The sequence below is a fragment of the Rhizobium sp. BK399 genome (genome assembly GCF_014194695.1).
In the GTDB taxonomy this organism is placed as follows: Bacteria; Pseudomonadota; Alphaproteobacteria; order Rhizobiales; family Rhizobiaceae; genus Rhizobium.
This window is the reverse complement of sequence record NZ_JACIAH010000012.1, coordinates 36,405-49,137: the sequence shown is the minus strand read 5'-3', so window position 1 is coordinate 49,137 and position 12,733 is coordinate 36,405. Positions and strand designations below refer to the sequence as shown.

11 protein-coding genes and 2 pseudogenes are annotated in these 12,733 nt (G+C 59.2%); 3 read left to right on the top strand and 10 right to left on the bottom strand.

Features of this window, described 5'->3' with window-relative positions:
- Positions 1–180: 180 nt before the first annotated feature.
- A pseudogene (locus FHT97_RS21960) lies at positions 181–449 on the top strand (NADH-quinone oxidoreductase subunit H); the annotation flags it as partial.
- 139 nt (positions 450–588) lie between these two features.
- Here the strand turns inward: FHT97_RS21960 and FHT97_RS31020 are convergent.
- A pseudogene (locus tag FHT97_RS31020) lies at positions 589–795 on the bottom strand (IS110 family transposase); the annotation flags it as partial.
- Between the two features lie 433 nt (positions 796–1,228).
- Here FHT97_RS31020 and FHT97_RS21955 point away from each other — a divergent pair.
- Entirely contained in the window at positions 1,229–1,996 is a 768-nt protein-coding gene (locus FHT97_RS21955; protein ID WP_183756640.1) for an SDR family NAD(P)-dependent oxidoreductase, read from the top strand.
- Positions 1,997–2,417: 421 nt separating this feature from the next.
- Here FHT97_RS21955 and FHT97_RS21950 read toward each other — a convergent pair whose 3' ends face one another.
- From FHT97_RS21950 to FHT97_RS21910, 9 genes are all read right to left on the bottom strand, one after another.
- Positions 2,418–3,161 (bottom strand): amino acid ABC transporter ATP-binding protein, encoded by a 744-nt coding sequence (locus tag FHT97_RS21950; RefSeq protein WP_183864244.1) that lies wholly within the window; start codon positions 3,159–3,161, stop codon positions 2,418–2,420.
- Entirely contained in the window at positions 3,158–4,132 is a 975-nt protein-coding gene (locus FHT97_RS21945; protein WP_183756638.1) for an amino acid ABC transporter permease, read from the bottom strand. Before FHT97_RS21945 ends, FHT97_RS21950 begins: the two co-directional genes overlap by 4 nt.
- Before the next feature lie 57 nt (positions 4,133–4,189).
- A complete protein-coding gene (locus FHT97_RS21940) occupies positions 4,190–5,023 on the bottom strand; it encodes a transporter substrate-binding domain-containing protein (protein WP_183756637.1) in 834 nt (277 codons plus the stop codon).
- A 138-nt stretch (positions 5,024–5,161) separates the two neighbouring features.
- Positions 5,162–5,551, bottom strand: a complete 390-nt coding sequence (locus FHT97_RS21935; RefSeq protein ID WP_183756636.1) for a carboxymuconolactone decarboxylase family protein — start codon at positions 5,549–5,551, stop codon at positions 5,162–5,164.
- Complete coding sequence (locus tag FHT97_RS21930; protein WP_183756635.1) at positions 5,544–6,353, bottom strand: alpha/beta fold hydrolase; 810 nt, start codon at positions 6,351–6,353, stop codon at positions 5,544–5,546. The genes FHT97_RS21935 and FHT97_RS21930 overlap by 8 nt, the downstream gene beginning before the upstream one ends.
- A gap of 1 nt (position 6,354) precedes the next feature.
- Positions 6,355–7,431, bottom strand: coding sequence for an LLM class flavin-dependent oxidoreductase (locus FHT97_RS21925; protein ID WP_183756634.1), 1,077 nt, complete (start codon positions 7,429–7,431; stop codon positions 6,355–6,357).
- Between the two features lie 39 nt (positions 7,432–7,470).
- A complete protein-coding gene (locus FHT97_RS21920; protein WP_183756633.1) occupies positions 7,471–8,985 on the bottom strand; it encodes an aldehyde dehydrogenase in 1,515 nt (504 codons plus the stop codon).
- A 1-nt stretch (position 8,986) separates the two neighbouring features.
- Positions 8,987–9,979 (bottom strand): flavin reductase, encoded by a 993-nt coding sequence (locus FHT97_RS21915; protein ID WP_183756632.1) that lies wholly within the window; start codon positions 9,977–9,979, stop codon positions 8,987–8,989.
- Between the two features lie 176 nt (positions 9,980–10,155).
- Complete coding sequence (locus FHT97_RS21910; RefSeq protein WP_183756631.1) at positions 10,156–11,958, bottom strand: helix-turn-helix domain-containing protein; 1,803 nt, start codon at positions 11,956–11,958, stop codon at positions 10,156–10,158.
- Between the two features lie 165 nt (positions 11,959–12,123).
- Between FHT97_RS21910 and FHT97_RS21905 the strand changes: the two genes are divergently transcribed.
- Complete coding sequence (locus FHT97_RS21905) at positions 12,124–12,729, top strand: amino acid synthesis family protein (RefSeq protein ID WP_183756630.1); 606 nt, start codon at positions 12,124–12,126, stop codon at positions 12,727–12,729.
- Positions 12,730–12,733: the final 4 nt, after the last annotated feature.

Sequence of the window (12,733 nt, the reverse complement as noted above, 5' to 3'; positions counted from 1 at the left end):
GGCAGCAGTCACGACGTAGGCGATATCGAAAAGTAATGAGGCATGGATCAGTCTTTGCGGCGACACAAGCGCAGTCGCATTGTGTGGTCTGCTTCGCCGTTGTATTCTCGAAGAACTCAGTGCATAGCCGGAGCCAAAGTCTGGTCACGTGTTTCAGCCATGAATATGTCGCTGCGGATCATGCAACTCATTGTCGCCCTCGGTATGATCGCCTTCACGGTCGCGTTGCTGATTGCGATGCTGCTGTTGCTGCCCTTGCGTCTGACCTGGCTAAAACGAAAGATCGCCGGTCACATGCAGCAACGAATGGGGCCCATGCGCGTGGGATGGCATGGGCTGCTACAACCGATGGCGGACGGCATCAAACTCCTGACGAAAGAGGACATCCGGTGGGAGCCGACCGATTCTTCTTCAAAATAGCCCCCATCCTCGCGCTTGCTCCTCCCTTCGCCGCGGACCCTTTATGAGAGAGCGCCGACCACTATTACCGCCTTCATGTCTGTCGGTCCGAAGGCCGCGGGCTTCGCAGTGATCCCGCGCGTCTTCCTCAACCCCCTGGTCGCAGCCTCGAGTTATTGCCCGTAGGGATCGAATATTCTCTTGGGGCTGAGCAAAACGATGCAGCAATGCCGCCACATCGCCGCCAGCCACCGAGTGCTTCGACATCCCGCCGTTTCCCGGCGACAACGATGTGATCAACCACGTTGAGCGAGAGAGTTCCAATAATACGAATATTGCGGCAAGATCAGTGCGGAGAGCGGCCGGCGCATGCGGTTGGGAAGTGACAGTTTCCATAACGGCGACGGCGTCTCCTATGAGGAGTGCGTTATCGCAGCCTCACTTTGCCAGAGCGACGACCGCTATTCACTCCCCATGGGATTTTAGCTTAGCTTAGCTCCTTGGGAAACAATGAGGGGTTCGAAAATACCGATGCTTTTGCGGTCATCACGCACTGCTTGGCCACCTTTTGCCCTAGTTCTATGGCCATACTCGATAACGCTATTTCTCCATATATAAAGGCAGTTGAGGGAAAATTGGCGGGGTGTTGTGGCCGGTTTTTTTGGCCGCTTTCGTCGCCGGAGTGAAAACTCGAGATTCGCACGGCCTTTGCTTCCTATCTATATTACAAAACAGCCAACGGACAGCTTCTCCAGCAATCGCCGAAAACTGGACTTGGGCCGCTCCTCGCCTATGTGCAGTGCGGGATCTAACAAATGGGAGTTGCCAAGTGAGCCGTATCCTCATCACCGGATCGACCGATGGCCTGGGATTGGCCGCAGCACGAGAACTCATCACAAATGGGCACGAAGTGGTGCTTCACGCCCGTTCTTCAGAGCGGACGAAGGCAATCGGCCAACTCGCCGCGAAGTCTCTTGGTGTCGTGGTGGGCGACCTTTCAAACGGCGCCGAAACAAGATCAATGGCCGATCAACTCAACACAATTGGCCGAATGGACGCTGTCATTCACAATGCTGGAATTTACTCCGAGCCTGCGCGCGGTGACACTCCCGAAGGGCATCCCAAAGTCCTGGCTGTGAACACGCTTGTGCCCTACATTTTGACGGCGCTGATCGAGCGGCCGAAACGGCTCGTCTACCTCAGCAGCGGGATGCATCAGAGCGGCGGAAGAGAAATCGAGGATATCGACTGGAGACGCCGACCCTGGAACACCGGTCGCGCGTATTCAGAAAGCAAGCTCCATGTTGCAGCGCTTGCTGCCGCTGTCGCACGTTACTGGCCCGAAGTGTTGAGCAACGCCGTCGATCCCGGGTGGGTCCCGACAAAAATGGGGGGTGCCGGCGCTCCCGACAATCTGAGGGAGGGCTATCAGACACAAGTGTGGCTGGCGACAAGCGACGATGAGAAAGCCAGGAGCAGCGGAGGCTATTGGTACCATCGCGAACAGCGGAAGCCCGCAGACGAAGTCACGGATCCAGATTATCAGGACGAGTTGATCAGGAAGCTTGAGACTCTGACCGACGTCAAGCTGTTCTAAATGGCCGGAGAGCCGACGCGACGTTGGCTGACGATACAAAGAAGATAAAAGCAGGGGTCTTCGTCCGCGACTGCCCTTCCGCCGTTGAAGGGAATGGACGAACTCACCCGAGCATAACTCTCGTCGGAACACATGTTCGCCATTTGAGTTACCTCAGCATGGAGGATTGACTCATGAGGAATGCGAAAGAGCATTCGGCCAGCGACGGGACCATCAGCGCGCATCGTCCTGGTTGTCGTATTTCGGCCGTCCGGATATTGATGTGGAAGCGCATGGTAATGGCGAATGTTCGCAACGGCTCTTCTACGTCCGAAGTACTCCGTCCACCTATCAGACGAACTCCATTGGCCGAGATGTAAATCTGGCGGCGCGTGGATTAAAACCAATTCATAGGCGGAAAATTCCTGCTCGGGCGCCCCATTCAGTGCTTAAGGATCTGGCTCAGGAACAGCTTTAACCGCTCATGCCGCGGATTTGTGAAGAAGTCGTCCGGATTTCCCTCTTCGACGATCTGGCCAGAATTCATGAAGATAACCCGGTCAGCGACAGCACGGGCAAATCCCATCTCATGAGTGACGCAGACCATGGTCATGCCGTCCCTGGCGAGACTGGTCATGGTATCCAGCACCTCCGACACCATCTCCGGATCAAGCGCCGAGGTCGGCTCGTCGAACAGCATGACGGCCGGCTGCATGCAAAGTGAACGGGCGATCGCCACTCGCTGCTGCTGACCGCCAGACAGCTGGATCGGGAACTTGTTTGCCTGCTCGGGAATACGGACCCGTTCCAGAAACTCGATCGCCGTCTTGCGTGCCTTTGCCTCGGATTCGCCCTTGAGCCACATTGGCCCGACCATGCAGTTCATGAGCACAGTCATATGCGGGAATAGATTGAAGTGCTGGAACACCATGCCGACATTTTTGCGCACATCTCCAACATTGCGCATCCTGTCGTGCAGTGTGATGCCATTGACGGTAATTTCGCCCTGTTGATGCGCTTCGAGGCGGTTGAAGCAACGGATCAAGGTCGATTTTCCCGATCCCGACGGACCGCAGACAACGATGCGTTCGCCCTTGCTGACCGTCAGATTGATATCCGTCAGCACCTGGAAACTGCCGTACCATTTTGACACGTTCCTTGCTTCAATGATGTTGTTGCCATTCATCGGATTTTGCTCCTGGCATAGTGGCGCTCGATGCGGGATTGGATGAGTTCCAGGCAGATCGACATGATCCAGTAAAGCATGGCGGCGGAGATCAGCATCTCCATGTGCTGGAAGGTCTTCTGGCCGAGCGTGCGGGCAAGGAACATCAGCTCCCAGACGCCGATGACCGAGACGAGCGAACTGTCCTTCAGCATCGAGATGAACTGGTTGCCTGTCGGCGGGATGATGACAGGAAGAGCCTGCGGCAGGATAATCTTGCGCATCGTGATGCCGAAACCGAAGCCGATCGAGCGTGACGCTTCCCATTGACCGCGATCAATGCTCTGGATCCCGGAGCGGAAAATCTCGGTCATGTAGGCGCCGTAGCAGAGCGATAGCGCGAGAATGCCGGCCGGAACCGCATCGATTACGAAGCCGAGCTGCGGCAGGCCGAGATAGATCAGATAGACCTGCATCAGAAGCGGCAGACCGCGAAAGAAGGAGGTGTAAAAGCTCGCGATTGCATAGGCAAAACCGTTGGTGGAAAGCTTGGCGACGGCGCCCAGTATCGCAATGGCCGAAGCAATGACGATCGATACAGCCGAGACATAGACCGTTGTCACCAACCCCTGTGTAATCAGGAACGGCAGCTTCTCCTCAATGAAGGGCAGGCTGAGATGAAAGGTTTCGAAGAAGGCCAAGAACAACAACAGCAGCTCGAACCAGACGATGGCGATCTGCACCCTGAGAGGTGCAAAGCCGATCAGCACCACGTTCAATGCAAACATCACCGCGACGACGAAGGCAATCGCAAACCGGCCATAGAGACCACTTGTCACCGGATCACCGATGACGGGTCGCATCAATTCCCCCATCGTCGTGCCGCTGAGGTTGAACATCAGGAAGACCGCAAGCACCAACGCAAACAAGGTCGCAACGAACCATGGTTTGTGGACGATTATCTCGGACTCAACTGTATCGGGATAAAGCATTTCCTGTCCCTTCGGCGGAAAAGACGGCCCGGCTTCCCGGACCGTCGGATGCACCAGTTATTTTATTACCGTGTAGTCGACGCCGTACCACTTGACCGACAGCTTGCTGAGCGTGCCGTCGGATTGCATCCCTTTGACGGCCTCGGCGATCTTGTCGTTGAAATCCTTGTCGCCGTGCTCGATCGCGACGGCGAGCGGCTCGTAAAATACGGGATCACCGATCCGCTTGATCGGATAGCCGGCCTTCTGTGCATCGAGGATGCTTGGCAACGAAGAGACGACGGCATCGAGACGGGTCCCGTCACCAAGACGCAGGTCGTCAAAAGCAGTTGTCGAGTTGGCATAGGACTTCACGTCCTTCGGTTTGAACTCGTACTTGAAGGGCGGCGCGCCGGCGGCATCGAGCGTTAGCTCGCCCTTGGCATAGGCTTCGAAGGTCGAGGTGGCAGTGGTACCGACAACCTTGCCATCGAGATCCGAAACCTTGGCCGCCTTGCTGTCGTTGTGCACGGCAACGGCAGCTGGGGTGTAATAGTAGACGGCCGGGAAATCGAAGATCTCGGCACGCTTCTTGGTTGGCGTCATCGAACCGACATGCATGTCCCAGCGGCCCGCCCAGTTGCCTGCCGTGATGATGTCCCAGCCCGGAGTGACGAATTCGACCTTCACGCCGAGGCGCCTGCCAATGTCCTTGGCAACATCGATGTCAAAGCCATCGAGTTCGTTCTTCTCGTTCATGAAGGATTGCGGTGCCCAGTTGGCGTCGGTCGCAACCTTCAGATCCTTGGCTGCCATGACGCGGTCGAGCACGGCACCGGCATTTGCCTGCATGGCACAAAAGGCAAGCGCAAGCGATGCTGCGGCTGCGGTAATCTTCGTCAGTCTAATCATGCGATGGTTCCCTTTGTTGTCATTCTTCGTTCCCGGCGCAGGGGTCCAGTACCCTGAGCCGATCTTGGGGCGGAGAGACCGTTGCGCCTTTCCGCAATGTGAAGCAGAGGCAAGCCGTCTCACCTCGGTCGATGGACGTCAGAGTTCTCCTTTTTGCCGCATCTTGTCGCGGGCCGAACCGGCCACCCGGAACGCCTCGACCCCGGCTGGAATGCCGCAGTAAATGGCAATCTGAATAAGCGCCGCGCGAAGCTCGTCGTCGCTCAACCCGTTGCGGATCGCACCACGGAAATGGATGCCGAATTCATGCATGCGATTAAGTGCCGCCAGCATGCCGAGATTGAGAAGGCTGCGCTGCTTTAGGTCGAGCCCGTCATCCGTCCAGGCCTTTCCCCAGCAATATTCGTTAAGAACGTCCTGAAGTGAGGCAGAGAAGCCGTCGGCGCTTTCAATTGCTCGATCGACATACTCGTCGCCGAGAACCTTTCGGCGGATCGCTTCACCGCTCTTTCGCAACGTTTCATCCATGGGCCGGGTCCTTGCGGTTGAAGAAGCCGCGCATCAGGTTCGCCACCATTTCCGGTGCTTCGATCAGAATGGAGTGGCGCAGGCCAGGCAGGATCGCGAGCGCCGAGCCCGGAATGCGCTCGTGCATGTAGCGCGCCATGCGCGGATTGGACCCGGCATCGTCCTCGCCGGTTGCAATCAGCGTCGGGCAGCGGATCTGATCGAGGAAGCCGCCGAAGTCGGTTTCTGCAAGCACCCGATAGGCCGCGGCGTAGCATTCCGGATCGTTTTCGGAGTCACGCAGCTGCAGCCGTTCAATCACCTTCGGGTTCATCGCCTGGAAATCCTCCGTCAGCCAGCGCGACAGCGACGCGTTGTGATGGTCGGCAGGCGTTCCGGCCCGCAAGGCTGCCAGCCGCTCAAGCACCCGCGTGCGTTCGTCCGGCGTGCGTCCGGCAATGGTCGACAGCAGGACCAGCTTGCGAAGCCGGCCGAGATTCGTCAGGGCAAGACGCTGGGCTATCAGGCCGCCGAGCGAAAATCCGGCAAGATTGAATGTCCCGAAGCCTGCCCTGTCGGCGAGCGCCAGTGCCTCGTTGACGAAATCATCGATCTCGTAGCGACCTTTGACCCTGCTGGACTGGCCATGGCCGCGCAGGTCAAAGGTCAGTATGGTGAACTGGTCCTTCAAACGTTCGACGACGCCGGACCAGGCCTCAAGGTAGGACCCGACGCCATGGATCAAGACCAGCGGCTCGCCGCGCCCCTCGATCCGGTAGTTGAGCGTCACATCTCCAACGGTATGGCGCAAAGCCTCTGTCATGTCAGCCTGCCGCCGTCTTGCGTTGCATGTCCTTCTCTCGCGCGGCGAAGAAGGGCATGATTTCCTTGATGAACAGCTCAAGCGTGCGCTTCTGCAATTCAAACGGAAGGTTGAAGGTCAGTCCGAGGCAGTATTGATCGACGCCTGCGGCTTCAAAGACGAGCAGCTTTTCGATGGCCTCTTCCGGCGTGCCGAACATCAGGTTTTTTCGTATATTGTCCGGGTTGTAGTTGTCCTTGCCTCTGACCGCTTCGTAGGGCACCGCTTCTGGAAAGCCATTGTGGACCCTGCCGATATTCTGCATCAGGTTCTCGAAGGCGCGGCCATAGTCCATGCTGTGCTTTACCGCAGTTTCCCACCCGTCGGGCTTGTCGTAGACGCAGGTGCGGCGCTGCATCATGAAGCGCGGACGCGGCACCTCCGGGTGATCGGCGACGGCCTTGTGGAACTTGTCGGACAGGACCTGGATTTCGGCGGCAGGTGATGAAAGCGGCGTCGACAGGATGCTCGCGCCGTTGGCGATCGCCCAGTCAAAGGTTCCCGGATCGCGCGCTGCAACCCAGATCGGCGGATGCGGCTGCTGCAGCGGCTTCGGGACCGAAGTGGCGGTCGGGAATTTCCAGTAGTGCCCGTCATGGGCATAGTCGCCGGCCCAAAGCTTTTTAACCGCGGGTACGATCTCCTTCATGTAGGCGACGCCTTCCTGCTGCGGCATGCCGCCTGCCATCCGGTCGAATTCGTACTGGTACGAACCGCGGGCAATACCGAATTCCAGCCGGCCGTTGGTCAGGTGATCGCAAAGCGCTGATTCACCGGCGAGACGGATCGGGCTCCAGTACGGGGCAACGAGGGTCGAGGTACCGAGGCGGATTTCTTCCGTATGCTGTGCAAGCCAGACGAGGGTCTGGAACGGATTGGGAGAGATCGTACATTCGATCGTATGGTGCTCGGCCGTCCACAGCGCCTCGAACCCGCCCTCGTCTGCCATCCGCGCCAGGTGCAGGAGGTTGTTCCTGGTCGTCGACATCGCCACGCCAGGCGAGAAGCGTTCCATGGTCAGCGATACTGCGAATTTCATTTGCTAGCCTCCCCTTGGGGTTCAGTTTCTGGTGACCGGTCACTTCAGGCGGATGACGAAGGGATCCTGCATGGCGCCCGAGTAGTCGATGATGACGTTCTTCAGGCGCGAGAACTCGTGCATGACCTCAAAGCCGCCACGCCGCCCATAACCGCTTTCCTTGAAGCCGCCATTGGCGGACATGAAGGAAGCCGAACGGTAGGTATTCACCCAGACCGTTCCCGCCTCGATCTGGTTGGCAAAGCGCAGTGCCCTGTCGATATCCTTGGTCCAGATGCCGGACGCGAGGCCGTAGGTGCTGTCATTGGCAAGGGCAATCATCTCCGCCTCGTCGCAAAACGGCATGACGCCGACCACTGGCCCGAAGATCTCGTCGCGCATGAAGCCCATGTCGTTTTGCGCCTCGACCATCACGGTCGGCTCGAAATACCAGCCCCCTCGTGCAAGCCCTTCCCTCTCCAGGCGCCGGCCACCGACAGCGATCCGGGCGCCATCCCTGAGGCCTGATGCCACGTAGCCTTCGACTTTCTTGAGTTGGTCGGCGAGCGCCAGGGGACCGATATCGGTATCGTCGATCGTCGGCAGACCCACCTGAATTCGCCGGGTGCGCTCTACAAGCGCATCGATGAACCTGTCGTAGATGCTGGCTTCGACGAAGCAGCGCGAACCGGCGACACAGGTCTGGCCCGCGGCGGCAAAGACACCGGAAACAACGCCGTTCACCGCATGCTCGATCTCGACGTCGCCGAAGACGACATGTGGTGACTTGCCGCCGAGCTCCATCGAGCATGGAACGAGGTTTTGCGCTGCGTTACCCGCTATGCGACGACCAGTGGCAGTGCTTCCGGTAAAGACATATTTCGAGACCCCGGGATGACGGGTCAGCGCCTCACCCGCACTCTTGCCGGTGCCGGTCACGACGTTGACGACCCCTGCCGGGAAGCCAGCCTCGTGGATCAGTTCGGCAAGCGCCAGCGTTGAAGCACTTGCATGCTCTGATGGCTTGATGACGACGGTGTTGCCGATGGCAAGGCACGGCGCAAGCGTGCCGGTCAAAAGCATCAGCGGCGAATTCCACGGTGTGATCATGCCAACGACGCCGAGGGGTTCGCGCAGATTGAGATTCAAGGTGTCGAGGCGGTTGATCGGGATCGTGTCGCCCTGCAGCTTGTCGGCCATGCCGGCGAAATAGTGATAGCTATCGGGCATCGAACGCATCTGCGCCCGGCTTTCCTTCAGGAGCTTGCCGTTGTCGCGCGTTTCGATCTCGGCAAGGATGTCGGCATTCGCCCCCACAAGCTCGGCGAGACGGCGGACCAGAGCGCCACGATCAGTCTGCGTCATGCGCCGCCATGAAGGATTGCAAAACGCGGCCCTGGCAGCGGCGACAGCCGCCCCCACATCGTCGGCTTCGGCATCGGCAAATTCGTACCAGGGGTGACCCGTCGTCGGATCATAGCTTGCGATGTAAGTGCCGTTCTTCGGGGCGACGAATTCGCCGTTGATGAACAGGCGCTGGCGCGAACCTTGGATGGAGGCGACTGTTGTCTTCATGTCATTGTCCTTGGTCTTGGGAGGCGTGGATCCAGGAACGGGCTTCGCCGTCGATCATCGCAATGCGGCCGCCATCGTCGGAATCCATGTAGATGCCGAAGCGTCCGGCCTGCCGTTCGCGCACAAAGCGCCGCAGCATCGAACGCAGTTCATGGGTGGCGATCGCCTCGTAAGGCAGATCGTCGATCGCAAAGAAGCGGAGGTCGGCGGACAGGTTGCTGCCAGCCCCCTCGCCTGCCAGTCGGGCGCGGTAGACGAGATAGCCGGGATCGCTGTCGGCAACGTCGAAGACGGAATAGAGGAATGTCTCTTCCGGCACGAGGCGAAGAGCCTCACCACCTTCGACCACCAATTGGCTATCGGCCTTGCGCCGGCGGGCGGACGGCAGCACCCAGCCGCCCTTTCCATTGGAGCGTAGCAACAGACTATCGCCCGCTTCGATCAGATAGCCGATGATCATTCCATGCGAGGCAAGCCAGCCGGCAGGCAGCGGATCCTTGACGCTCGCATAACGACCCCGGCAGAAGCCGAGCGGCGCTGTCGGGCTCGTACCGAACGCACGAACCTCCCCGATCAGAACCGCGTGATCTCCAGCATCGACCGTGTTGTAGGTAGTGCAATCGAACCAGGTTAGACTGTCGGTCAGAACGGGTGCGCCGGTATGGATATGATCGTGGGTGACCGACTGGAATTTGTCCGGCGACTTCGATGCAAAGGTACCGGATACATCGACCTGGCCCTCATGCAGGATATTGACTGCGAAGCAGCCAGCATTGGTGAAAGCCTGGTAGCTGGAGGCGGATTTGGCGACGCAGACCAGAAGCAGGGGCGGGTCAAGCGAGACCGAGGTGAAGGAATTGGCGGTCATGCCACGTGGCGTGCCGTCTTCGTCGCGGGTGGTGATCACGGTCACGCCCGTCACGAAGGTTCCGAAAGCCCGTCGCAACGCGATCGGGTCAATCGGCGCATCCGCCCTTGCCGTTGTCTCCGCCATTCCGTTGCGCCTCCTCCGTTGGTTTCAGGAGAAGCTACCGTTGCCGTCGTCGACGTTCTTCCGTCGCTTCGCTGGAACAGATGAAAAGCCTCTCCTGCGAAACGCAGGAAGTGAGTGGACGGCGCAAAGCGACAGCGTGCAACAGCTGTGTGGTGTTTGCGCAAAGCGCAGGGGGTCTATTTTTCGGTGGCCACGCGGTTGTCGATAACGCCGTAGAGCCGGATCGCCAGCTCGATGGCGAAGCGCTTTTCAGGTGTCTCGACATCGACCCCAAAGAGATCCTGGATGCGCGACAGCCGGTAGCGGAGGGTCGTCACATGCAGGCCCATCGTATCGGCACAGGCCTGGCTGCGACACCCCTCCTGCAGATAGGTGGAGAGGGTTTGGAGATAGGGAGTTCCGTTCTCGCGATCATGCTCTGCAATCTGGCCGACGCTATCATGAACAAAGCTGCGCACATCGCCTGCTTCCGACGCGGCAACCAGCATCGGCAGTGGCCCGAAGTCCTGTGCCGAAACCGCACCGGTCAGACCAAAGGACCGACCAATGCGGATCATCCGGCTGCAGCGTTCCCAGGCGGGGGGATAATCGGATAGCGCGGCACAGCGGTTCCCCGCCACGACAACCGGCGCTTCGTCGAAATAGCGGGCGAGTTCTTCGGCGATGCGACGCGTGAGTTTTGCGGTCCGCTCCTGCCTTTTGCCCGCATCATAGGGCACGAGGCAGACGACACCGCCATCGATGGCGATCAGGTTTGCCTGCACCGATGCCTGCTGCATGATGCGCGCCAGCGTATGCTCGACGTCGATGGACGCACCGCCGAAGGTCTTCGTCTTTTCCGGAAAATCGACAACGATCATCTGCTGGGGTGTCGCGAAATTAAGCCCCAGCCGCTGGGCGCGTTGGGCGACATCACCGGCATTGCGCCATCGTGCCTCGACAATTTCGAAGAACAGCTCCGTCTGGGTGCGGGTCTCGAAGCGGAAACGGATGAAGCTGCGCATCATCTGGACGCTCAGGGCAAACTTGGCGCTGTCGAGCATCAAATGGTCGAGATCGCTGAACTCACGCAGGGTTGGGAAGATGATCAGCGCCCCGACGAGCTGGTTGTCGACCATCAGCGCCTCGATGCGGGCGGAGATCTTGAAGCGCTGGTTACCGTCATCGAGAAAGATGCTCGCCGCATCCGACGTGCCCTGCCCGATCGCCTCCCGCGCCGCCTTCATCAGCGGGCGCGCGAAAACAGTAGACGCTGCCTCCTGCCATGCCGCCTCATCATAAAGCGCGTTTGGCGGGCGTCCGGCGATGACCTGGTTGGCCGTGAAATCGACGACGATCGTCGGGTTCGAAAGCATCATGCCCACCATCGCCGAAAGCGGTGCGACCGACCCGTCGCTCAACACATGCTCAAGGAGTGATGTATGCGCCTGCAGCGCGCGCTCCAGTCGCTGCGCGGAGCGCTTTTCGGCTTCGAGACGATGCTCGCGGTCGACGGCAATGGCACCCATGTGAATGATGGCGCTTAGGAAGGCAAGGTCATCCTCGCAAACCTCGGTGATCTGGCGGGATATGACACTGAGCACCATCGGACGGCCCTCGGCGTCCTTGCAGTTCATCGGCAGGACGACCACCGTCCGGTAGTCACGCTCGAAGGCCTCCTTGCGATAGCCTGGAAACTCGACGGATTCGCGGGCGTCGCGAATATAGACCGGCTCGTTGCGCTGTAGGGCGATCAAGGACGGACTTGTCGCCAGCTCCCATTTGTCCGGAAGCTGCCGCTCGATCAGCGTCGGGTCATAGCGCACGATGACATGCGCATAACCATGGGCAGCGTCAATGCCCATGATAGAACCGAGCGCCCAATTGGCATGGCGACAGGCTGACGCGATGAGTTGCTGCAGCACGGTCTGAAGATCGCCGCCGCTGTTGATTTGGCTGGCGACGTCGCGGAGCGACAATATCCGGGATTTCTGTTCCAACTCAGCTCGTCTCTCCAGATTGACCATTCTTTGCGAAGGCGGGAGTGACAAGTCTACTCGGTTTCAATGAAACCTGCAGCGAATCTTTCCGCCAAACTGAGGAAGACCCCGCTGGTGGCCGCGCTAATGTTGGGCGCAATCTCAACAATTCGAATTGGCGCATCTATGACGATCGGCATCCGGAAGATCTCAACGTTCCTGGAAGAAACGCTGGTGGAGGGCGGCAGGGCGGCACCACGCCCCGCCAATGTTGTCGTGGTGGCGGCGGTGATCAGGAACCCATGGGCTGGCCGCGGCTATGTCGAGGATCTGAGGCCGGAAATCATCCGCATTGCCGGCGAGCTCAGCCACGAGATGACGGATCGGCTGTTACGACAGATGCGACCTGAGGCGATCGAGGCCTGCGGCAAGGCCGCAGCAGTTGGCATTCATGGGGAGATCGAACATGCCTCGGCAATGATCCACACGCTCCGTTTTGGAAATCCATTCCGTGAAGCGATCGGTGGTACCAACTATCTCGAGTTTACCAACACCCGCAATGCCCCGGGAGCTCTGCTGAGCTTGCCGATGATGCACAAGAGCGAGAACGGCAAGCGCTCCCATTTTCTGACCGCCAACTTCCAGATTGCCGATGCGCCGGGACCGGACGAGATTATCGTCGCGATCGGTGCGTCCGACAGCGGACGAGCCCACGCGCGCATTGCCGATCGTTTCCAGGATATCGCCGAAATGGAAGCAGAGAAGGGCGCTTGGCTCCATAATGCCCGATGAGCTC

Coding starts and splice junctions, on each gene's coding strand:
- FHT97_RS21950 (WP_183864244.1), bottom strand. CDS start 3,161: ATGAATGGCAACAACATCATTGAAGCAAGGAACGTGTCAAAATGGTAC.
- FHT97_RS21945 (WP_183756638.1), bottom strand. CDS start 4,132: ATGCTTTATCCCGATACAGTTGAGTCCGAGATAATCGTCCACAAACCA.
- FHT97_RS21940 (WP_183756637.1), bottom strand. CDS start 5,023: ATGATTAGACTGACGAAGATTACCGCAGCCGCAGCATCGCTTGCGCTT.
- FHT97_RS21935 (WP_183756636.1), bottom strand. CDS start 5,551: ATGGATGAAACGTTGCGAAAGAGCGGTGAAGCGATCCGCCGAAAGGTT.
- FHT97_RS21930 (WP_183756635.1), bottom strand. CDS start 6,353: ATGACAGAGGCTTTGCGCCATACCGTTGGAGATGTGACGCTCAACTAC.
- FHT97_RS21925 (WP_183756634.1), bottom strand. CDS start 7,431: ATGAAATTCGCAGTATCGCTGACCATGGAACGCTTCTCGCCTGGCGTG.
- FHT97_RS21920 (WP_183756633.1), bottom strand. CDS start 8,985: ATGAAGACAACAGTCGCCTCCATCCAAGGTTCGCGCCAGCGCCTGTTC.
- FHT97_RS21915 (WP_183756632.1), bottom strand. CDS start 9,979: ATGGCGGAGACAACGGCAAGGGCGGATGCGCCGATTGACCCGATCGCG.
- FHT97_RS21905 (WP_183756630.1), top strand. CDS start 12,124: ATGACGATCGGCATCCGGAAGATCTCAACGTTCCTGGAAGAAACGCTG.